This is a genomic window from Clostridium sp. JN-9 (assembly GCF_004103695.1).
In the GTDB taxonomy this organism is placed as follows: Bacteria; Bacillota; Clostridia; order Clostridiales; family Clostridiaceae; genus JN-9.
Window position 1 is genome coordinate 3,136,989 of sequence record NZ_CP035280.1, and the last position, 22,842, is coordinate 3,159,830.

The 22,842-nt window shown below is 30.9% G+C and carries 23 protein-coding genes; 10 read left to right on the forward strand and 13 right to left on the reverse strand.

Annotated elements, in window-relative coordinates:
- Window positions 1-38: 38 nt before the first annotated feature.
- The 4 genes from EQM05_RS15120 to EQM05_RS15135 form a co-directional block, all read right to left on the reverse strand.
- A complete protein-coding gene (locus EQM05_RS15120) occupies window positions 39-983 on the reverse strand; it encodes a helix-turn-helix domain-containing protein (RefSeq protein ID WP_128750903.1) in 945 nt (314 codons plus the stop codon).
- A gap of 12 nt (window positions 984-995) precedes the next feature.
- Entirely contained in the window at window positions 996-2,105 is a 1,110-nt protein-coding gene (gene ugpC / locus EQM05_RS15125) for a sn-glycerol-3-phosphate ABC transporter ATP-binding protein UgpC (RefSeq protein ID WP_128750904.1), read from the reverse strand.
- 86 nt (window positions 2,106-2,191) lie between these two features.
- Window positions 2,192-3,145, reverse strand: a complete 954-nt coding sequence (locus tag EQM05_RS15130) for a TIGR01212 family radical SAM protein (RefSeq protein WP_128750905.1) — start codon at window positions 3,143-3,145, stop codon at window positions 2,192-2,194.
- A gap of 78 nt (window positions 3,146-3,223) precedes the next feature.
- Window positions 3,224-4,345, reverse strand: a complete 1,122-nt coding sequence (locus EQM05_RS15135; protein WP_128750906.1) for a hypothetical protein — start codon at window positions 4,343-4,345, stop codon at window positions 3,224-3,226.
- Window positions 4,346-4,479: 134 nt separating this feature from the next.
- On the opposite strand from EQM05_RS15135, the gene EQM05_RS15140 reads away from it, so the two are divergent.
- Both EQM05_RS15140 and EQM05_RS15145 read left to right on the forward strand, forming a co-directional pair.
- The gene (locus EQM05_RS15140; protein WP_128751142.1) at window positions 4,480-5,529 is read left to right on the forward strand and encodes a transporter; all 1,050 of its coding nucleotides are present in this window, start codon (window positions 4,480-4,482) and stop codon (window positions 5,527-5,529) included.
- 60 nt (window positions 5,530-5,589) lie between these two features.
- Entirely contained in the window at window positions 5,590-6,489 is a 900-nt protein-coding gene (locus EQM05_RS15145; RefSeq protein WP_128751143.1) for a radical SAM protein, read from the forward strand.
- 34 nt (window positions 6,490-6,523) lie between these two features.
- Here EQM05_RS15145 and EQM05_RS15150 read toward each other — a convergent pair whose 3' ends face one another.
- Window positions 6,524-8,332: a heme NO-binding domain-containing protein gene (locus EQM05_RS15150; protein WP_128750907.1), complete on the reverse strand. Its 1,809-nt coding sequence runs from the start codon at window positions 8,330-8,332 to the stop codon at window positions 6,524-6,526.
- A 261-nt stretch (window positions 8,333-8,593) separates the two neighbouring features.
- On the opposite strand from EQM05_RS15150, the gene EQM05_RS15155 reads away from it, so the two are divergent.
- Window positions 8,594-10,396, forward strand: coding sequence for a SpoIID/LytB domain-containing protein (locus tag EQM05_RS15155; protein WP_128750908.1), 1,803 nt, complete (start codon window positions 8,594-8,596; stop codon window positions 10,394-10,396).
- A gap of 36 nt (window positions 10,397-10,432) precedes the next feature.
- On the opposite strand, the gene EQM05_RS15160 is transcribed toward EQM05_RS15155, so the two are convergent.
- The 6 genes from EQM05_RS15160 to murI form a co-directional block, all read right to left on the reverse strand.
- Window positions 10,433-11,101: a S24 family peptidase gene (locus EQM05_RS15160; protein WP_128750909.1), complete on the reverse strand. Its 669-nt coding sequence runs from the start codon at window positions 11,099-11,101 to the stop codon at window positions 10,433-10,435.
- Window positions 11,102-11,114: 13 nt separating this feature from the next.
- Complete coding sequence (locus EQM05_RS15165; protein ID WP_128750910.1) at window positions 11,115-11,489, reverse strand: DUF3783 domain-containing protein; 375 nt, start codon at window positions 11,487-11,489, stop codon at window positions 11,115-11,117.
- A 42-nt stretch (window positions 11,490-11,531) separates the two neighbouring features.
- Window positions 11,532-12,053, reverse strand: a complete 522-nt coding sequence (locus tag EQM05_RS15170) for a peptidylprolyl isomerase (RefSeq protein WP_128750911.1) — start codon at window positions 12,051-12,053, stop codon at window positions 11,532-11,534.
- A 150-nt stretch (window positions 12,054-12,203) separates the two neighbouring features.
- Complete coding sequence (locus EQM05_RS15175) at window positions 12,204-12,659, reverse strand: hypothetical protein (RefSeq protein ID WP_128750912.1); 456 nt, start codon at window positions 12,657-12,659, stop codon at window positions 12,204-12,206.
- Between the two features lie 173 nt (window positions 12,660-12,832).
- On the reverse strand, window positions 12,833-13,108 hold the full coding sequence (locus EQM05_RS15180) for a DUF4325 domain-containing protein (protein ID WP_128750913.1): 276 nt from the start codon (window positions 13,106-13,108) through the stop codon (window positions 12,833-12,835).
- Between the two features lie 136 nt (window positions 13,109-13,244).
- Window positions 13,245-14,018, reverse strand: a complete 774-nt coding sequence (murI, locus tag EQM05_RS15185) for a glutamate racemase (RefSeq protein ID WP_128750914.1) — start codon at window positions 14,016-14,018, stop codon at window positions 13,245-13,247.
- Window positions 14,019-14,302: 284 nt separating this feature from the next.
- Between murI and EQM05_RS15190 the strand changes: the two genes are divergently transcribed.
- Complete coding sequence (locus tag EQM05_RS15190; RefSeq protein WP_128750915.1) at window positions 14,303-16,201, forward strand: glutamine synthetase; 1,899 nt, start codon at window positions 14,303-14,305, stop codon at window positions 16,199-16,201.
- Window positions 16,202-16,246: 45 nt separating this feature from the next.
- On the opposite strand, the gene EQM05_RS15195 is transcribed toward EQM05_RS15190, so the two are convergent.
- Complete coding sequence (locus EQM05_RS15195; RefSeq protein ID WP_128750916.1) at window positions 16,247-16,795, reverse strand: 2'-5' RNA ligase family protein; 549 nt, start codon at window positions 16,793-16,795, stop codon at window positions 16,247-16,249.
- Window positions 16,796-17,107: 312 nt separating this feature from the next.
- On the opposite strand from EQM05_RS15195, the gene EQM05_RS15200 reads away from it, so the two are divergent.
- The 5 genes from EQM05_RS15200 (at window position 17,108) to rlmH (ending at window position 20,895) form a co-directional block, all read left to right on the forward strand.
- Window positions 17,108-18,388 carry a UDP-N-acetylglucosamine 1-carboxyvinyltransferase gene (locus EQM05_RS15200; protein WP_128750917.1) on the forward strand — a complete coding sequence of 427 codons (1,281 nt, stop codon included), beginning with the start codon at window positions 17,108-17,110 and terminating at the stop codon, window positions 18,386-18,388.
- A gap of 33 nt (window positions 18,389-18,421) precedes the next feature.
- Window positions 18,422-19,207 carry an MBL fold metallo-hydrolase gene (locus EQM05_RS15205; protein ID WP_128750918.1) on the forward strand — a complete coding sequence of 262 codons (786 nt, stop codon included), beginning with the start codon at window positions 18,422-18,424 and terminating at the stop codon, window positions 19,205-19,207.
- A 17-nt stretch (window positions 19,208-19,224) separates the two neighbouring features.
- The gene (locus tag EQM05_RS15210) at window positions 19,225-19,791 is read left to right on the forward strand and encodes a GerMN domain-containing protein (RefSeq protein ID WP_128750919.1); all 567 of its coding nucleotides are present in this window, start codon (window positions 19,225-19,227) and stop codon (window positions 19,789-19,791) included.
- Between the two features lie 73 nt (window positions 19,792-19,864).
- On the forward strand, window positions 19,865-20,368 hold the full coding sequence (locus EQM05_RS15215; RefSeq protein WP_128750920.1) for an SEC-C metal-binding domain-containing protein: 504 nt from the start codon (window positions 19,865-19,867) through the stop codon (window positions 20,366-20,368).
- Window positions 20,369-20,433: 65 nt separating this feature from the next.
- On the forward strand, window positions 20,434-20,895 hold the full coding sequence (gene rlmH / locus EQM05_RS15220) for a 23S rRNA (pseudouridine(1915)-N(3))-methyltransferase RlmH (protein ID WP_128750921.1): 462 nt from the start codon (window positions 20,434-20,436) through the stop codon (window positions 20,893-20,895).
- A 16-nt stretch (window positions 20,896-20,911) separates the two neighbouring features.
- Here the strand turns inward: rlmH and EQM05_RS15225 are convergent, their stop codons facing one another.
- Window positions 20,912-21,313, reverse strand: a complete 402-nt coding sequence (locus tag EQM05_RS15225; protein WP_128750922.1) for a 23S rRNA (pseudouridine(1915)-N(3))-methyltransferase RlmH — start codon at window positions 21,311-21,313, stop codon at window positions 20,912-20,914.
- Between the two features lie 234 nt (window positions 21,314-21,547).
- Between EQM05_RS15225 and EQM05_RS16315 the strand changes: the two genes are divergently transcribed.
- Window positions 21,548-22,801 carry a transposase gene (locus EQM05_RS16315; RefSeq protein WP_128748581.1) on the forward strand — a complete coding sequence of 418 codons (1,254 nt, stop codon included), beginning with the start codon at window positions 21,548-21,550 and terminating at the stop codon, window positions 22,799-22,801.
- Window positions 22,802-22,842: the final 41 nt, after the last annotated feature.

The following is a 22,842-nucleotide window of genomic DNA, read 5'->3' on the forward strand; positions in this document are numbered from 1 at the left end:
ATGTTTAAAAGGAGGTAAATATTTACCTCCTTAAATTTCTAATTTCGTTCTCTCCAAGCGAGAAATGCAATTACAAACACAGTGGCTTCCTTAAAATTTCTTATATCAAATCCAGTATCTTTATATATTTTATCCAATCTGTAAATTAACGTATTTCTATGAATATATAGCTTTCTAGCTGCATCGCTTATGTTCAGCCCGCAATTTACAAATTCCTCTATTGTGTTTATTATCTCCGAATCAAACAAGTTAAACTTGTCTGCAAATTTTGTATTTAACTCTTCCTTAACCCTGTCACTAACATTATAAACAATTTTTTCAAACAGCATACTGCTTGATGAAAACACCTTGTCTTTTATTCTGAACTTTTTCCCAAGTGCCATGTATTCAGTCGCATCATTATACATTTTATTAATTTCTTTGGAGTTATATATTGTATCACTGATGCTTATATAACATTTACAGAAAATATTGGATGTTATTAAATCCTTAATACTTTCAGCATGCTCCATAGCATCTTCAAAGGCACCAATAATTACAATGGAATCTCCATATATTATACTAACAACATCCTGTTCATTATATAGTTGTCTTATAATATTAAGAGCTTCACTTTTATTCCCATCCAAATTGACTAATATTATATTACAGCCTTTTGAAATAAATGGAAAACTTTTATCTATTTTATCAACGCTTACAGTCTTTGAATCAAGTAAGTTATAAAAAACCTGTTCTCTTATGGAAAAAATTTCAGAGTATTTACTTTCTATGATATACTTGAGAAGTTTATCACATGCTTTAAATTCCCTGGACATTGTCAAAAAAGCCTTATTATTTTCTAATTCTACTGCAATTTCATGCTTATAGGAGTCTTCAATATCAGGATATCCAGTAAAAATTATTTCACCATCCACTTTATGTAGATTGAATTTAATACCTGAGTTATTTGATAAATCCTGCAAAAAATCTCCAAAGCTCTGCATTGCTGATTCCTCCTAAAAGATTGTGTCTTCTGTTTCCTTATTAAATACATGAATTTTTGATGAATCTAGTGCTACTTCTATTATATCTCCAGCCTTAGCATTGGATGTTCCATTTACCCTGACTGTAATATTTACTTTGTCATTATTTAAATATAATAAAGTTTCAGCCCCTAATAATTCAGTAACCTCAACCTTAGCTTTCATAACTGAATCTCTGTGCTCAGAAATATATTCATCTTTATCAGATATGTTCTCTGGCCTTATGCCCATCATAACATCTTTTCCTATTAATGATAAGTCCTTTAATTTTTTCCCTTTATCTTCTGACAAAATAATATTGTTTCCTTCAAATACAAGAGAAACTTTATTGTCTTTCTCTACTACCTTACAGTCAATAAAATTCATTTGAGGACTTCCTATAAATCCTGCTACAAAGATGTTTTTAGGGTTTTCATAAATATTTTGAGGAGTATCAACCTGCTGTATAACTCCATCCTTCATAACAACTATTCTCGTACCAAGAGTCATAGCCTCTGTCTGGTCATGTGTAACATATATAAATGTAGTTTGCAGTCTCTTGTGTAATTTAGATATTTCAGTTCTCATCTGAACTCTCAATTTTGCATCAAGGTTTGATAAAGGTTCATCCATTAAAAATACCTTTGGTTCTCTTACTATAGCTCTGCCCATAGCAACTCTCTGCCTTTGTCCACCAGATAATGCCTTTGGCTTTCTGTCTAAAAGATGTTCAATATCAAGGACCTTTGCTGCTTCTTTTACCTTTTTATCTATTTGATCCTTAGGCAGTTTTCTTAATTTTAAACCAAATGCCATATTATCATAAACTGTCATATGAGGATAAAGTGCATAGTTCTGGAATACCATTGCTATATCTCTATCCTTAGGTGCCACATCATTAACAAGTTTGTCCCCTATACTAAGCTCTCCCTTTGATATTTCTTCAAGGCCTGCTATCATTCTTAAAGTTGTAGATTTTCCACAACCTGATGGTCCAACAAATACTATAAATTCTTTATCTTCTATTTCAAGATTGAAATCTTTAACTGCTGTCACATTACCAGGATAAACTTTATAAATATGCCTTAACGATAAATTTGCCATTATAGACTCCTCCTAAATGTTATATTTAATAATCTAATTTTAACACTGAGAAGTTTATTAATCTATTCTCAAACTCTACAAAACATTTAAAATGAATTTGTAGAATAATACAAACCGTTGTAATTTTGTCCCTGATACCAGTCTCTTTGTTCCAGTGTGTTATTTATAGAATTTAATATTTCCCACTTTTTAAGACTCCAAAGGGGCCCTATGAGCAATTGTCTTGGAGCATCTCCTGTTAACCTGTGTATTACAATGCTTTCAGGCAGTAACGTTATTGATTTGCATACTATATCAATATACTGCTGTTTTTCCAAAAACTTTAATTGTCCTTTGTTGTATAAATTAACTAATGGAGTGTTCTTCATTAAATGCAGAAGGTGAAATTTAATTCCCTGAATATCTTTATTTGAAATATACTTTATTGTATTTAACATATCATTTTCATTTTCACCAGGCAGACCAAATATAGTATGCACCACAATGTCAATTTTTCTTTTTCTCAAGCTTTTAACTGCCTTCTCAAAGGTTTCTAAGTTGTAACCTCTGTTAATCTTAATTGCTGTATTTTCATTGGAGGTTTGAAGCCCAAGTTCTACCCACACATATATTTTATTATTTAATTCCTCTAGCAGGTCCAAAACCTGTTCTGAAAGACAATCTGGTCTTGTAGCTATTGCAATTCCAACTACATTTTCCTGATTCATAGCTTCATAATATTTTTCCCTTAAAACTTCTATTGGCCCATAGGTATTAGTATAGGCCTGGAAATATGCAATATACTTACCGTTCTTCCACTTATTGTTCATTAAAGATTTAATATTTTCAAATTGCTGATGTATTGAAAATTCCCTGCTTCCAGCAAAGTCTCCGGATCCCCTTTCTGAACAGAATATACATCCCCCTCTGCTAATTGTGCCATCCCTGTTTGGGCAGGAAAACCCAGCATCAAGTGATATCTTAATAACTTTACAGCCAAATTTATGTCTTAAAAAATAATTTAAACTATAAAATCTTTTATCTTCCCATTTTTTCGTCATACGAATTTCCTCGTTTCATTAAAAATTCAGGCTTGTTAATAATGATATCACATTTTAAAAATATTAGTAAATCCTGGCTTACATTTTGTTTGCCTTAAATGTTTTAAGATTTAGCTGCCATTTTCCTATGATATCTGATGTTGATTTGGCTTTATTTCCACTGCTTTTTTCAACAACATCAAAATTCAATACACCTTTATCAAATGAAGAAAATACTGTATCAACTGTGTCCACTGGGTAGTTTTTCTCAAATTTAAATGGTATTAAATCTCCGCTGTCAGTTTTATATACCCTTAAGAATCTTCCTGCGCCCGGTTTATTATATTGAATCATCAGGAACTTTTCATCCATGGAAAATGTCATAAATTCTATTGTACATGACTTAATAATATCCACATTAGTAATATCCTTACCAATAGGCTTCTCTCTTATATTTAGTCCCTGACTGCTTTCAGTATCTGATTTTTTTTGAGAATCCCCTTGTTTTTTATCTTCACCCCCCTGAACTACTAAAGTTTCGTCAATTTTTACAATTGATGAATATGCATCCTGGGACTGTGTGGTTATACATAGCATATCTCCGTTATATCCAAAATTTATTATACCAAACATATTTCTAGGTACTACCTCTTTATTTACATTGCTGCCATCATCTTTAGGAATGGCATAACTTGGAATGCTGCTCATTTCAAGTATTAGATTGGTTTTTACATTATTCTTGTTTTTATATCTTATTTGATTTCCTTCATTAAAGGCTTCAGCCATAACTACATCTTTAGTTTCAGATATCTTATAATCATTTTGCTCCTTTTCAACTTTTACAGTATACTCATCCAGGCTTGTATAAGGCTTTTTTGTATTCACTCTTGTAACCCTTATTTTAAACAATCCGCTTTTACCCATTTCAGTTACATCAATTATATTGTAGCCCTTTATTTTTAAATCAGGGTCAATTTTTGCATCACTCTTTTGTAATAACTCCTTAGAATACAGCTTTTTTGCATTATCTGTATCTTCCTTCATTAAATATTTCATATAGGTATCTGCAACATTTGTAGCAGCCTTTATATCAAACTTATTTTCTTTCTTCTGGCTGTTTGATTCCTTATTGGCATTACTGCATGATATTTGAAATAAGGCACTGGTAATTAATGCTGCAGCTAATATCATTTTTACTATTTTCTTATTAATTAAGCTCAATTCTTTGTTACCTCCCTATTACTTTTATAATAATAGTTTGCCAAAAAATATTATTTTAATTATAATTCATTATTTTTAATTTATATATATATATTTATATTAATTGGTAATTGTATTTTGTTGGGAGTGGATTTATATTGAAAAAGGACTATCATGTAATCCTGCAGATAGCAGCAGTATTTATAGGCACTATAGTGGGGGCTGGATTAGCATCTGGTCAGGAAATAACTCAATTTTTCAGTACCTATGGATATATGAGTTTCATAGGTATAATAATATGCTGTTTTATTTATATTATTTTTGGAAGGATAATAATAAATTTAAGCATAAAATATAACTTAAAATCCTACAGTGATCTTATTTTTCTTGTTAATCCTTCATTTGTTGGAAAGGCCCTGGATATAATTATGGGATTATTCCTGGTTAGCAGTGCCGCAATAATCTTAGCCGGCAGCGGCGCCCTTTTGCATGAATTCTTTAGGCTCTCACCCATTATTGGCATTTTTATAATGGCAGCAATTTCTCTGTATGTTCTTTTAATGGGTACAAAGGGTCTTATTGAAATTAATTCATTTATTGTTCCTTCATTATCAATTGTTATAATTACTATCTTTATTCTGTACTTATTATTTAATAATAATGTGAATCTGCTGTATGTAAAAAATATTCCTGCTATAAAAAAGGCATGGCTCCCTTCATCACTGGTTTATGGAGGTTTTAACATATTCTGCTGCAGCGGTGTGCTTGTACCGTTAAGTTTAGAAATTAAAAATAAGAAAAACTTATTTTTAGGATTAACCATAGGATCCGTAGGACTTACTATTCTTTCTCTAATAATAAATTTATTATTGATATTAAATATTCCTTATATATTTAAATATGAAATACCATTACTTTATATTTCTAATAGATTTGGAAGATTTATTCAGAGTTTATTACTTTTAATTATATGGCTGGAGATGTTCTCCACGGAGGTTTCAGATATATATAGTGTAAGTAAATCTTTAAATGAGTCCATAAATTTATCATATAAAAAATCAGTGTTCCTGATTATAGCCATAGCTTTACCAGTTTCCCAAATTGGATTCGTTAATTTAATAAGCATATTATATCCTGCCTTTGGAATTTTAAGCTTGATTTTTATGCTGCAATGTGTTTATTTTTATTATAAAAGCAATAAATAACTGCTTTATTTAAGTTGCAAATATTTTAACATAGAAAATTTGGAGGCAAAGATTATGGATATACTAAAGCAATTAGAGAGCTGCAGACTATGCAAAAGAAATTGCGACGTTAACCGATTAAAGGGAGAAAAGGGATATTGCAGAGCTGGTATGAATGTAAGAGTGGCAAGAGCTGCATTACATTATTGGGAGGAGCCATGTATATCAGGCAAAAATGGCTCTGGTACCATATTCTTTTCTAACTGTAATTTAAATTGTGTATTTTGTCAGAATCACGAGATAAGTCAGGAATGTATTGGAAAAGATATAAGCATAGAAAAACTCAGCAGTCTTTTCCTTGAGCAGCAGGAAAGAGGTGCTAATAATATAAATCTGGTTACGCCAACCCATTATATACCACAAATTATAGCTTCACTTGAAATTGCTAAAAGCAAGGGATTAAAATTACCCATTCTATTCAATACAAACAGTTATATCAACGTGGATGCCTTGAAATTATTGGATGGATATATAGATGTTTATTTACCGGATCTGAAATATTTTAATGATAAATATGCAGTAAAATACTCAAATGCCCCTGGATATTTTAAGCAGGCATCTGCAGCTATTAAAGAAATGTTCTCTCAGGTTGGTGAAAACATATTTAATAAGGACGGGATAATGACAAGAGGAATAATAATAAGACATCTTATGTTACCAGGTTTGCTATTTGATTCAAAAAAAATAATAGACTATATTCATGCTGCATATGGGAATTCAGTTTATATAAGTATAATGAATCAATATACTCCCCTTTTTAATGCATATAAATATAGTGAAATTAATAAGCCCTTAAACCCGGATCATTATGATTCACTTATTAATTATAGTTTAAATATTGGAGTAGTAAATGGCTTTATTCAGGAATCAGGAACTTCTTCTGATAAATTTGTACCTGAATTCAATTTTGAAGGTTTGTAGTAATATTTTAAAGGGCTCAAAAGAGCCCTTTATTTTAAATTCTATACTTGCTTAATCCAGTCTTAAATGATTCTGTAATCTTTTTAAACTGAGATATATTATCAACTAACTTTTTAATTTCATTTGTATAGCTTGATACATTGGCACTAACTTCTTCAGAAGATGCAGAATTCTCTTCTGCACTTGCTGCCAGTGACTCAATATTTTCATATATTGTTGCTATAGAATCTGATTCTCTACTTAATTGATTTATAGTTTCTATCATGGAAGAAGCAACAGTTTTAACAGATTTTGTAGACTCATGGCTTATATTTTTAACATCCTCCAGGCTTTTTGTTTCTCCTTGGAGCACATCATACTGAGCTTCTATTTTGTCTACCAGTTCTTTTATTTCTTCAGCAAACTGAACAATATTTGAGTTTATTTCCTCAACAGAGCTTTTAGATTGTTCTGCCAACTTTCTTACCTCTTCTGCAACAACTGCAAAGCCTCTTCCCTGTTCTCCAGCTCTTGCAGCCTCAATAGAAGCATTTAAAGCCAATAAATTAGTTTGTTCTGATATTCCAGAAACTATAGATACTATATTAGTAATGTCATTAGCTTGACTTTGCAGTTTTAATCCTTTGTCCTTTACCTCTTGGAATTTTTCCAGTGTTTTTAAGAGATTGTTACTTGTGCCTTCAACATTTTCATTACTATTATTTATTTTATCAATAGCAGTCTCCAGCTCCTGCTTATTTCCATTTTCTCTTTCTACGATTTTCTTTAGGTTTTCTATGTTCCCGTTTAAAGTAGTTACTGCAGATTCAGTATTCTCAGCCTGTGCCACAGCTGTATTTGCAACCTGCTCAACCACCCCTGATATTTCCTGGGAAGTATTATCCATAGTATTAGATATTCCATTAATGCTGGATACAAAGGTATTCATCTCATCTGTAACACCTTTAAAGCCGACAAAATCTGTGCTTACTACCTGTTTATGCTTTCTAATAAGCTTATATAAATCTTCGAAGAAATCATTTGTAACTATATCGCTATCTTCCATGTATTCATTATTAACAATCTTGTTTATACTATCTTTTATACTTTTATTAGGCATCATCAATATAGATGTTCCTATAGATGATGCCACTGCAGAAATAATACCTGCAGCAAACAGTTTTATAATATTCGAGGAATTATTCACACCTATAACAGGTATTAATGCTAATACTGATACTACAAATGTGAATATGCCAGCTTTTACCCCTATATTTTTTATAAATCCAAAGGATAATATTTTGTTTAATGAATATGTTTTTTTGTAATAGATATTCTTTTCAAATGTTAACTTCAGCTTTAAAAAGCTGTCTGTCTTTTCCATCTCATCTACTTTAATGTTTTCTTTAAAATGATTACTTGCCCCTTTAAGCATTCCTAAAAAATAATCAAACATCCCTCTCTTAGATGAATATGTAAAGCATGCTTCTCTATCTGAAATTGGCTCTATGTGCAAAATAGGCGGCTTTGCTCCTGGAAACTTTTTTGTCATTACTACATGCACATCAAACATTGATTTCAAAAATGAATATAAATTGTCATGTTCAAAAAATGCAGGATAATCTTCATAGAAAGCATTTATGTTATCAATTCCTACTTCATACCATAACTTTTTAATTTCAACATTATTATCCTCTGAAATTTTCTGCATTATTTGTTTAACTTTCAAATCATCTACATTCTCAATGGGACTAAATATTTTAGAGGCTCCCCAGCCTACCGCATCCATTGCATTATCAATAGATGTATCTCCAAATAATTTTCTGCAGGTTCTCATCCAAGTAGCTACAATTGTACCTTTCATTTTTTCCCTCCTGATTAATTAATTTTAAAATAAAAGCTAAGTCTAAAAGTTATATATCTTTATATACGTTAATATAATATTATGAAATAATCACTATCATATTATTTTAACATTATGTTATGAATTTTACAAAATAGTAATAATAAACATTTTCATGATAATAATTGATTTTCTTATGATTTAATCAATTAAAGCACCATTTTGCACATAGTATATACTTTTCTGCATATAATAATATGCACTTTTGTTTTAGGAGGGTTTATGAAATCTATAATACATTCATTTTATAAATACATTTTTCTATTATTCTTCATAATAATACTGCTGATTTTACTATTCCCAAGAAAAGTAACAAATGCTGTAGTAATTAATTGCAGTGGAAACTTATGCAGCATGTACATTAATGGTGAAAAGAGATCAATTAAAGTTGCAAAAAGCTTTAAACCTCTTTCTGTAGTCAATTTCAAATATAACCTTATTAAGAATTATAATTTTCAGGAGGTAATTCCTATAACACAGAGGGTTATGAAAAAAAATAATAACTCATATGACCTGGAATCATCTGGAGAGAACAGGCTATCTAATAAGGTATATTATTATAAAATCGTTAATAATGTGCCAGTTGTTTCAAATAAAGATAATTTAATTATTGGAAAAAACAACTTAAAATTATATAAAGATTTTCATGGCAATATAAATACTGTTTTAATTTATCCTATGGATTACTCTAAAATAAGAGTGGGAATATCAACCTCAGAATTCTCATCATTACAACATACTAATTTAGAATTAAAATTTTCAGAGCAGGCATATATTTATGATTTTGTTGAACCACTTTTTTTAATTGCTGATAAAAACTCTGAAATGAAAATATCCTTTGAAAATAAACAAATGAATTTATATGTTAATGGCTTAAAGAAGGCCTTAAATTCCAGAATATATATTAAGTGTGATAAAGCACAATTCCTCAATATAAAAAGAGGCTCCCCAAATTTTGCTCCCATATACAGCGGTATTATTGAAATCAGTCCAAATGGCAGCGGGCTTACTGTAATAAACGAGCTGGATATTGAAGAATACCTGTATAAAGTGGTTCCATCAGAAATGCCTGCCAGCAGTTCGCTTGAGGCGCTAAAATGTCAGGCTATTGCAGCTAGGACCTATGCTGTGTCTGATATGCTTATTAACAGATATGCAGGTTTGGGATTTTATGTAGATGACAGCACACAGAGCCAGGTATTTAATAATACCTTACCTCAGCCTAAATCTACAGAAGCTGTAAACTTAACCAAAGGTCTTGTTTTACTTTACAATAATAAACTAATAGATGCAAAATATTATTCAACATCCTGCGGAATAGGAGCAAATTATAAAGATATATGGTTTAACCCTGATGGAACCAGTGAAACTAAACCCTATTTAAAAGCAAGCTCATATCTTGCATCTTCAAAGCCTCCTTCAACTGAAGATGAATGGCTGAAATTTTATAAGGATATTAATATTAAAGCTACCGATAGCTCTTCCCCCTATTTCAGATGGTTTGCAGAATTCACAAAAAAAGAAATGGAGAGCTCCATTAAAAACTCTGTAAAAACTATTTATGATAAAAGGAAAGATTACATTGAATTATATTTAGGAAATAAAAAAATCAGTTATTTCCCAGACTTTACTGATTTGATAAATATTAAAGTTAATAAACGAGGTGATGGCGGAAATATAATTGAGATATGTTATGTATTCAAAAATGGTAAAATTATTGTAAGAGGCGATACCAATATAAGAAGCTCTTTGAGATGCACAAAAGTCTATGCAGGAAAAGATATTCCTATAATAAGATATACTGGTGATGCCATTTTGGGAAGTACATTTTTACCATCTTCATTTTTTTCAATTGAGGAAAACAATGGTTCATTTATAATATATGGTGGAGGTTATGGTCATGGAGTTGGTATGAGTCAGTTTGGAGCAATGGAACTGGCAAAGAAAGGTGAAGACTATAAAACCATATTAAATACCTACTATAAAGATATAAATATAGTTAAATTAAATGATTTCCCTTTTTAGAGAAATCATTTAATTTAATGCTTTGAATATATTTAACTAAAGCTGTATCTCTACTCTAAGCAGCCTTGCAATAACCTTTATTGACTTATTATCAACGGTTTCCGTTCTAGTTGTTCCTCTGTTGCTGATTAAAAGCAGTTTATTACTGTCTAACTTTCTAATCTGCCTTATTATTCTTTCATTATCAACTTCTATTAAGCATATGGAATTATTCTCAATGTCAGATGTTAAATGCGCTAAAGCCAAATCACCTTTAGCTATTCTGAATCCAATCATATCGTCTTCCTGTATTTCAAGATAAATTACCTTATCCTGAGCAAATCCCTCTATCTTATTGGATACTAATGGCATTTGCTTGAAAGCCTTTGCCTTATCCAGTTCATATTTATAGATTGGGACATTCTTTATTACTGACCCAAAGGCTTCATTCCATACTTCTTTTACTTCTTCCTTCTTAGGCTTTTTATCATATTTTAAGTCTTTTTCCTGTTCATACACCTGCTCTTCAAATGACATAGTAACATCATTTAAATCTGTGCCCAAAACCTTTGATATTCTGTCAATCAGAGTTTGATTAATTATCTTCTTACCCGTTTCAACTTCATTTATGAAGCTTTCAGAGACACCTAATTTTTTCCCTAAAGCCTTTTGTGTCAATTTGGCTTTTGATCTTTCAAGTTTTATCTTTTCTCCTATTCTGCTCATCTTGCTCCCCCATTTATTTTCCGTTTTTTAAGTACCAGCTTTTCTCAGCCATTAAATGCTGAAGTAAGTACTCAAATGTCCACTTAATAGATGTAGCTGTAATAACAGCCATTATGGGCATAGGTTTAAAAAACTTTTTTAATTCACTTATTGATTTTTCAACTTCTGCATCACTAAAATTATTGAACAAAATAACTTTTTCCTTTGGTAATTTCACATTAAAGACTTCCATCTTAAAACCTCTTATTATATCCCATAGTGTCATTTTGCCCATACTTTCCGTGATTATTTTATATCCAGGAAGTTCATTCTTTTTAATAATTTTATCTAAAATCTCTTTTTCTTCCTCTTGGAACCCAAAAATCAACATTTCCTTATTGTTATTCAATATCATTCATCTCCCTTCCCTTAAACACCATATATAATTTTATTATTTTATAGTCTCAGGTTCTTTATATTCTACACCAAAGGTTTCAACTGTTACTTTCTCCATAATCTGATCTTCATATGGCTTATCTTTAAAATCTTTTTTTGCCTTTACTATTTTTTCTGCTGTTTCCCCACCTTCAATAACCTTCCCAAATGCAGCATACTGACCATCTAGATGGGGTGCGTCTGCTACCATTATAAAGAACTGGCTGCCTGCTGAATCAGGGTCATTGGCCCTGGCCATAGAAATTACTCCCTTAGTGTGATTTAACTGATTTTTAAAACCATTTGAGGAAAATTCTCCTCTTATACTGTATCCAGGACCTCCTATGCCTGTTCCCTGCGGGCATCCTCCCTGAATCATAAATCCTGGTATTACCCTATGAAATATCAGTCCATTGTAAAATCCTTTATTAACTAAACTTATAAAGTTGTTTACCGTATTTGGTGCAATGCTAGGATATAATTCAACTTTTACTGCATCACCATTTTTCATTTTTATCGTAACTATTGGATTATCCATAATACCCTCCTGTAAATCATTAGTTTAATACAATATTCTACTACAATTATACATTATTTTCTCCATAATTAGAATTATTTAATCCAAAACAAAGTAAAAAATGGCAGCCAAAATAATTTTTGCTGCCATTTTCATTAAATGTACGGTTCATTATATTTCCTGTTCATTACAATCTATGAATAAATTAGCCTCCATAATTGCTTTTTCAAGTCTTATTAATAGGCTTCCCCCAGGTATTAATATAAATACTTTCCCATTTATTCTTGCCAGTGGTTTATCTAAAAATATCATATGGCTTTCATACTCACTATTTATTTTATCCTCATTCTTGTAACGGCACATTACTTTTAATACTCCTGCATATTTTATATCTGGCTGAGCATTACTGCTGTCATCTGGAAGAAAACAAAGTCTGTTAGTGTCCTTTAATCCTAAAATCATATTATTTATCACACATATATGCTTACTATCTTCTGGATTAACAAGCACAATATAATTAAATTTTTTTACATCATGCAGTTTTATTTCAATTTTATTATCCTTTTCTTCCCCTAAGTAATCTTCGTATTTATCTCCTGAAGCCTCTTTCAAAATAAATGTCTTCATATCTTTATCACCTTATTTCATTTAGTTATATATATTAATTTATTCATTAATAATATAAAATGTGCATTTTCATTTATAAAATAAAATCCACCAGCCGTTAAAATGACTGGTGGTATCTGCAGATTAATTTTAGTTAAGTTAATAAAAATATAAGTATCATATATTATCATAAACTAGTTAAGAGAAGTTCCCATTAAAACCCTTGTGAAATCTTTTGCATTATCCAAATTTTTCACACTGATATTTTTTTCAATTAAACTTCTATCTTTTCTATTCATCAAATACTCTGTTAACATATTAGCAAAGAAAGATACAGGTACTTTACCAATTCCTGCAAAGTCAAGAACAACTTTTTCATTTAAGCTCTCTTTTACTGATTCTTTCAGTAATATTCCATCCTCTGGATCAACCCTTGAACCAACAACATCTTTCACTAATATTCTTTTCATAAATCATAACCTCCCAAATCTATAATTTATTAAATATGTATATTTAAGAATTTTCTATCAATTTGTTTTCTGTAATTATAATATAACAAATCCAAAATATATTGTCAATACTTTAACAATATATTTTGTTAAAAATTTATCTATATAATAGTTCCTTACTTAATTCAATTATTTTTTTGTCATTGAGAGAGTTATAAATTTCTACACTTCCCTTAGAAACTTTATCGTTTAAAATGTTTTGCTTACTCAATTCCCTTTTAAGCTGCTTCGCAGTTCCCAGGCTTCCATCTACCACAGGAACTGAATTATCTATAATCCTGCATAACTCTTTTTTTATAAAAGGGTAATGAGTACATCCAAGTACTATGGCAGCAATATCATCACTTTTATATTTAGCAAGTTTTTCATTCAAATACAGATTAAGTTCCCTTCCTTCCAGTATTCCATTCTCGATAAGTTCAACAAGACCTGCACATGGCAATGGCTCTATGTCTGCAAAATCATTATAATTAGATAGCAGATCCCCGAATTTTCTTTCAGCTAATGTCATAGGAGTTGCCATTATTAGTATTTTCCCTTTTCTTCCGCATTCTACAGCAGGTTTTAAAGCTGGTTCAATACCTATAACAGGCATCTCCTTATATCTTTCCCTTAAATCTGCTATGGCTGCGCTGGTTGCTGTATTGCATGCTATTACTACAGCCTTCACATCTTTTCCTATTAAAAAATCTACTGCTTTAAAAGTAAGTTCTTTGACTTCTGATACAGTTCTTGTACCATATGGTGCGTTTTTAGAATCTCCAAAATAAATATAGTCCTCACTTGGCAATATTTTAACTGCCTGCTTTAATACGCTTATTCCCCCAACTCCTGAGTCAAAAAAACCTATGGGTTTGTATTTTAAATCCATTAAAATCTCCACCTTTTACTTTTCCTATAATGATTTTATATAATTTCATTAATATTATACTTCAATATTTCTTAATATGGTAAGTCAATTTTTTATTTAATAAATTAATGCAGTAAATTTTCAAATGAAACACGAACATTATAAACTTTCATTTTTACTATTGACATTACCATATAATAATTATAAAATCGAAAATATATTTTAAGATTTCTTTTATAGTAATTGGACAATTGAGCTATTCCCTTGATTTATCAAACACAATATAAAATTTGAGGAGGCCAAATATGTTAAAAGATCTAGTTTACACTATACCAGAAGATAAACATAGTGTAACTTATTTAAAGAACATTCTTCTAGAACATACGGAGATAAAATTCGTGTCCCTTATAGGTATCGATTTAGCAGGAAATGATACTGATGAAAAAATTCCTGTGAAGGTTTTTTTAGATGATATTGAAACTTTCTTAAAAGGCGCAATACAAACAGATGGTTCTTCAGTTGTTCTTCCTGGTATTGCATCCCTTAACAATGCTAAGGTTGATATGATTGCAGATTTAGACGTTAACTGGTTTGTTGACTATAATTATGAAAACATTGATGAAGAAACTGCTAAGCCGGTAGGAACTCTTAGAATCCCCTGCTTTTTATACCACGAGAACAAGGCAGTAGACTCCAGACATATTTTGAAAAATTCCATTGAACACTTTTCCACAGAGCTTCTTAATCTCTTTAAAGCATATCCATCTGCACTTTCTGCATATAAAATTACTTATGACGATATAGATAAAGTTGTTGCAACATCTGCAACGGAATTAGAATTTTGGGTAATGACGCCAAATGATAAGGCAGAAGTTGAAGAATTATCTACTTCTCAGGTATTACAGGAACAATACTGGACCAGAACAAAAGGTGTAGTTCGTACTTCACTTGAAGAATCATTAATGCTTATGGAAGCTTATGGATTAGAACCTGAAATGGGGCATAAAGAAGTTGGCGGAGTAAAGGCAGGAATGGATGCATCCGGTAATCTGACTCACATAATGGAACAGCTTGAAATAGACTGGAAATATTCAAATCCAACTCAGGTAGCTGACAATGAACTCATTGTCAGGATCATAGTAAAAGAAACATTTAGGAAGAACGGACTAGATGTAACTTTCTTAGCTAAACCTATTGAAGGTGTTGCAGGAAGCGGTGAACATACCCATATTGGTATAGCATTAAAATTAAAGAATGGAAAGACAATTAATTTATTTACACCTGCATCAAAACATTTCCTAAGTATTTATGGATATGCTTCAATAATGGGTATTTTGAAAAACTACGAGGTTATTAATCCATTTGTTTCATCGACAAATGACTCCTTAAGAAGATTAAAACCAGGATTTGAAGCTCCTGTATGTATAGTTACTTCACTAGGAAATAGTGTAGAAGCTCCTTCAAGAAACAGAACTGTATTACTTGGAACTATAAGAGATCTGCAAAACCCATATGCTACAAGATTTGAATTAAGATCACCCAATCCACATACAAACACATATTTAGTAATTGCAGCTCTTTACCTGTCAATGATAGATGGTATTTCATATGCAGTTAAAAATAATAAATCAGAAGACGATTTATTAAAAGAACTTTCTAAGAATTACGGAGAAGATGCTGATTACCTGGATAAAAACAGAGCTTATAGAAGTGAGGAAGAAGTTTTTGAATATTATTCAGATGAGGAGAGAAATAAACTATTCGGCATTGCTCCTGAAACTGTTTATGAAAACTTAAGTGCTTTTAAAAAGTATCCTGAAAAGCTTAAGGTTTTAGAAGCCGGAAATGTTTTAAATGCAAATTTAATTGAAAGTTTTACTATTGCAGCAACAAAAAGATGGCTTGTAGAAATTAATAGCAGAATACTAAATAATTATGCTGAAGAAATAAGAAGCTTTAAAATGCTTCATTCCATCGATAAGGCCTTGGACTTAGATGTAGCTAATTGGATGAAAGTAAATGATTTACGTTATTACATTATGAAAGATTCTTATGCAAATAAATCACTATTTACAAGGATTAAAACAGCTATAGAAAATAATGATTTACCCCTGGTTTCAAACCTTCAAATAGAATTAGACAGTAAAATGAATGAACTTAGAGAATTATATTCAGCTTACAGCAAGAATCTGCTGGATATCTAAATTATGAGTAATTAAAAAGGTTTCCGCTTAAATGCAGAAACCTTTTTAATATTCCCTTAATGGAAAGCTCTTAACAACCATATCTCTTTTATTATTAATAGGCTTCCAAAGTTCCATTTTTTCTATAGTAATCATTTTATGAGTATCTTTCTTTTTAGCGCTGTCACAAGCAGCTGAATATTCCTTATTGCTCCATTCTCTAATGGCATAATTAGTATTTGCCAGAGAAATATGTAAGTCCCAATTATCAATTTTTTCCCTAACGTCAAATCCATGCAGCTTTAAGGTTTCATTAAAATTCCTTGCAAGTCTTACAATATATCCCTTATTTTCAACTTTCAAATTTACAGATTTATAGGGAGCGTCAAAGCAGATGGCCCCATTTATTTCAGCTTTAAATTTCTTATAAGGCTTTAACATATCGGATATAACTTTGGATAATTTCTCAATATCTGGATCCCCTATTACTTCCATTGTTATATGAAGTGTAGGGAGCTTTTTGTATAGCCTGTATTGCTTACAAATGCTTCTTTGGATATTTTCTACATATATATAGGAATCCCTATCCATTAATGCAACTAAATAATATCTCATTGTTACCCCCAAAATTGTAAATTTTATAAAAACTGGCTTTTTAATATGCAATTATGATTATATCATAGTTCACCAATAAAACAAAATAGTATTTCCCACCATTTCCCTTACATTTATTTAAAATTCTTCATTTCATTGTTATTTTAAAGAATTATGTAATAATCCAATTAAATTTCTATATTATACCCCTTCACTTTTCTGAAATTAATGATAAAATAGTATATAATTGTGTTATAATAAATTTTGTAATATATATAAGGAATACTATCAGATTATATATCTGTAAAATAAATGATAAGGATGGATGCGGGGATGGACAAATTAGTCATAACCGGGGGGAACCCACTTAATGGTGTCGTTGAAATAAATGGTGCAAAAAATGCTGCTGTAGCCATTTTACCTGCTGCTATTTTAGCAAGCAAGGGTGTTTGTACTATTGATAATATACCAGACATTGAAGATGTTAATTGTATTGAAAGAATAATAGCTAGTTTAGGATGTAAAGTTAAATGTGGAAAAAATGTAGTTACAATAGATAGCAGTTGTCTATGCAGGACTGAAGCCATTACTGATGATGTAAGAAAAATGAGGGCTTCTTATTACTTAATAGGTGCATTACTTGGAAGATTTAAAAAGGCAAGAGTTGAACTTCCTGGGGGCTGTTCCATTGGTGTAAGACCTATAGACCAGCATATTAAAGGCTTTGAAGCATTAGGTGCAAAAGTAACAATTGAGCATGGCGCTGTAATAGTAAATGCTGATAAACTGGTTGGTACAAACATATTTTTTGATGTAGTAAGTGTAGGTGCAACAATTAATGTAATGATAGCAGCTACTCTTGCAGAAGGACTTACAGTGCTTGAAAATGTTGCTAAAGAGCCTCATGTGGTAGATGTGGCTAACTTTTTAAACAGCATGGGTGCAAATATTAAAGGTGCTGGGACAGATATAATAAGAATCGAAGGCGTAAAGGAACTAAGAGGATGCTCTTATAGCGTAATTCCTGATCAAATAGAAGCTGGTACATATATGATAGCTGCTGCAGCCTGCGGTGGAGAGGTAAAAATTAATAATGTAATTCCAAAGCACCTGGAATCAATATCAGCAAAACTAATAGAAATGGGTGCTCAAGTTATAGAAAATGGTGATTCAGTTATTGTCAAATCAAATGGTAAGCTTAAGGGCGTTAATGTAAAAACACAGCCTTACCCTGGGTTTCCAACAGATGTACAACAGCCTATGACTACCATACTATCCATAGCAAAAGGAAGAAGTATAATTAGCGAAAGCATCTGGGAAGGCAGATTTAAACATGTTGATGAACTAAAGAAGATGGGTGCAAACATTAAAGTTGAAGGGAAAACAGCAATTGTTGATGGTGTTGATAAACTCACAGGAGCTGTGGTAAGAGCCACTGATTTAAGAGCTGGCGCTGCAATGGTTATTGCAGGCCTATTAGCTGAGGGAACCACAGAAGTGCTTAGTATTGAACATATTGACAGGGGCTATCCCAATATAGAAAATAAATTTAGAGAATTAGGTGGAAAAATTAGAAGGGTTAGTGATTTTTCGCAACTTGAAAAGGCTGAGTAATTCACACCTATTCAAGATTGGAGAATTATACATATGATTTTTTGTTCACTTTATAGTGGTAGCAGTGGAAATAGCATCTTTGTTTCCTCTGGACATTCAAATATATTAATAGATGCTGGATTACCTGGTAAGCGCATAGAAAAAGCTTTAAGCGATATAAATAAGGATGCCTCTAGTATTGATGGTATCTTTATTACTCATGAACATACTGACCACATAAAGGGAGCTGGAGTTTTATCAAGGAAATACAATATTCCTATATATGCAAATGCTGAAACCTGGAATTCAATGTATAATTCAGTAGGGAAAATTAATGAAAGCAATATAAAAGTAATGGATTCTAATTCTGTAAATATAAAGGATCTTCATATTACTAATTTTAAAATACCTCATGATGCTGCTGATCCATGTGGTTATTCCATAAGCCAGGGTGACAAGAGAGTTTCAGTAGCTACAGATTTAGGTTATTTTTCTGATGAGGTAAAGGACTCAATAAAGGACTCGGATATAATATTGCTTGAAAGCAATCATGATACAGAAATGTTAAAATTCGGACCATATCCTTATCCTCTGAAAAGAAGAATTTTAAGTAATGTTGGACATCTGTCTAATGATGCATGCGGAAAAGCAATTTCAGAAATAGTTAAGGACTCACATAAGACTATAATACTAGGACACTTAAGTAAAACAAATAATTATCCAGATTTAGCTTATGCTACAGTAGCAAATGTTTTAAATGACTGTGGATACAAAATCAATAAGGATTTAAATTTGTATCTTGCAAAACGAGATATGCCCAGCGGATATATAGAGTTTTAAAGTAAAGGGTGGATTTTATGAGGAAATGTGTAAGTCTGATTATGTGTTCTGTAATTCTGGTTTCATCGCTATCATTGGTTAGCTGTGAAAAAAAAGATAAGGAAAGTATAAAAAATAAAGAAAAAATTGAAAATGTTTTATCATCAAAGGAGAAAGACAATCTTTTTAATTTAAGTTTGTATTTTGATTCAACAACCAATGAGAATAAACCAGAAACTGCTAAAGAGGAAAGACTTATAAAAAAAGAAGAGGTTATGGGAGAAGTAATAATGCAGGAATTATTAAAGGGTCCTGCAGTGAAAAGCCAGCTAAAACCTATACTACCTAAAGATACAAGATTATTAAGTTTCTCCATAAAAGATAATATTGCATATGTTAATCTTTCTAAAGAAGCAAAAACTAAAATGTCTGCTGCCAAGGAAGAAACTTGTTTAGAAAGTATAATAATGTCTTTAAATCAGATTTCTTCAATTGCCAAGGTTAAGATTCAAATTGACAGTCAGGATTCTGATACCCTAGGAGGCAACTATGATATTTCTAAGCCTCTGGGAAAGGACGACATCCAAAATGCAAGAAAGAAGTAAATTATTGAAATTCTTCTGGTTGTTTATTATAATGTAACATATTGAAATTTAATTGATGTGAGGAGAATATACTATGAGTTTATATACGCAATGGACTGATTTTGTTGTTGATTTTGTTAAGAAAAATGGCGAAGAAAGTTTTTGGAATAAATATGGTGCCGTTGAAAAGGATATTTATACAAAAATTCTGGCTAACCATAAAAATACCGTTTCCGGCACTTTAGAAAACCTTCCAAAGGAATATGGCACCGATGAAGTATTCTTTATGGGTTTTTTAGATGGAATCAATGATAGTTTAAATGAACAGCTTGATCTTGAAAATTTAGAAGCAACAGCTGAAATAAAATTAGATATTAATTTTGAAAAGTTATATTTTAATATGCTGGATGCTAAGGCAGATTATCTCTACAATTTGCCGCAATGGGAAGGTATTTTCTCCAAAGAAAAGAGAAAAGAAATACACAATGAGTGGAAATCCTCTAAAACAGTAGTTAAAGAGACTAAAATCGGGAGAAATGATCCATGCCCTTGCGGAAGTGGTAAAAAATATAAAAAATGCTGCGGCAAAAATGCTTAAATAACCATGGCCATCTTATTGGGTGGTCATTTTAGAATATTTTATTTATAAATTAGGAGTAAAATATGAATATTACTATTATATCAGTTGGTAAAATAAAAGAGAAATATCTAAGGGATGCAGTAAATTATTATACTCAGCGTCTTTCAAAATGCAGCAGTCTTCAAATTATTGAACTTCCAGATGAAAAAACCCCTGATAATGCTTCTTTGAAAGATGAAATTAAAATAAAGGAAAAAGAAGGCTCCAATATTTTACGAAATATTAAAGCCGATATGTATGTTATAGCTTTAGATTTAAAAGGAGTAATGCTTTCCTCTAAAGAACTATCTAATTATATAAATAAGTTACAAATTAATGGTAATAATAATTTATCTTTTATTATTGGCGGTTCTTTAGGATTAAGCAGCGAAGTTTTAAAAAGAGCTGATTATTCTCTTTGTTTCTCAAAAATGACTTTCCCCCATCAATTATTTAAAGTGATTTTATTAGAACAAATCTGTAGAAACTTTAGGGCCAGCAATTAATTTTTATTATAAACTGCTATTTATGATAAGCCTGATTATTAATTATACGATAAGCCCTGTAAATCTGCTCATAAATAATAGTACATTTTAAACCCAAATCCATTTCCATTGGGCTTATGGTTAATTCCTCATTATATCCTGTATATTCAGAGCCTATGGTTATGGAAATATCAGAAATGCCACCTATGGCAAAACTGTTAATTTTACTTGCAAGCTCTTCCGATGATATAACACATCCATTATCACCAATTCTTATGTTATAAGCTTTACCAAAAACTTTCTTATCCAGTTGGTTTTCATTTTTAATGTGAATAAGGCTTACCTTACAGTAACGGCTTAATCTCTTCTCATATTCCTTTATTGCCTCCCTGTAAAATTTATGGATTTTATCACCAACAATATATATCTTAAAGTTCATAATACACCTCGAGTATTTATTCTTTTCTCATTCTATCAAAATAGTTATTTTTTGCAGAAGTTTAGCACCTAAAAAAGTTTTAGGGCGCAGCCCGCTGATTTATATTGATTTGCTAGTATTTAATAAAAACATTGTAAAATCCGATTTCTACTGGAAATTATAAAAAAAATTTGCATAATAAAAGCATCCTTTTTATAATAGTTTTGCACAACACAATAGAAAGGATGCCTTAAGATGAATAAAAGTTATTTAAAACAAATGCTCACCTATATTAATAAAGTATACGATATAGGTGAAAAAATCAATACCTTAGAGGATAAAAAGATAAAATCTCTAGTAAAAATTTCAACAATCACCTTTGTAGTTTTGTTTGGATTTATGCTTCAAATAAGAAGTTTCAACAGGTTAGAGCATTGGCTTAAAAAAGGTAAATTTAAAAAAGTATTACCTAAAAACACTAAAATGATTCACATTGATGCCGTTAGGCGCTGCTTAAGTGATTTTGATTTGAATGGTTTGAAAAATATTCATGATAGTATAATTAGAACTACGATAAAAAATAAGATATTTAGAAATGGTACCATAGATGGCTTAAAGGTAGTTGCTGTAGATGGTGTAGAATTATTTGAAAGTGCTAAAAAATTTTGTGACAAATGTCTTTCACGAAAGAATAAGGATGGCACTACTCGTCATTTCCACAGATCTGTAGTTTGTACTACCGTAGGTTCGGATCCCCATGTTATTTTAGGACAAGAAATGCTTGAACCTAAGAAAGATAGTTCGAATAAAGATGAAGGTGAAATCACCGGAGGTATAAGATTAATAAAAAAATTATATCGTAAATATCACCATTTTGCCGATATTATAGTAGCTGATGCTTTATATTGTAAATCTACTTGGATAAAAGAAGTCCTTTCAATAGGAATGAATGCAGTAGTAAGAGTTAAAGATGAGCGTCTTCTCATTGTAAAGGATGCATTAGCTCTATTTAAGCGCCGTGAGGCTGATAAGAAATGGATTGTAAAGCAGGGAAGTAAAGACTATACCAAAATTAAAGCTTGGGATGAAGATAATTTTGAAATATCAGATCCGACTATCAAAGTTAGATTTATAAGGTTTATAGAAGAAATTCATACTGGAGATAAGGTAGAAATTAAAGAAGGCTGGATTATAACAACAGACAAATTTGCCTCAGTAGAAACCTTGTGGAAGATAATGCACAAGAGGTGGGATATAGAAAATAATGCCTTTCATCAGCTTAAAACAGAATGGCATTTAGATCATTGCTTTCTTCATAGCCCTACGGGCGTAGAGACAGTACTGATGTTTATAATTATAGCGTTTAATCTGATGCAGTTATATTTTTTTAGATGTATCAGAGGTTTTAGAAAGAAACGGATGCTTCAAATAGATATTATTGAAGATATAAAAGATGAAAGATTTACTATAGATGACAACTGGAATAATCCAATATTTAAAAAGACTTAATATAAAAATAAAATTGGAAATCGATTATTAAAATTTCTTAG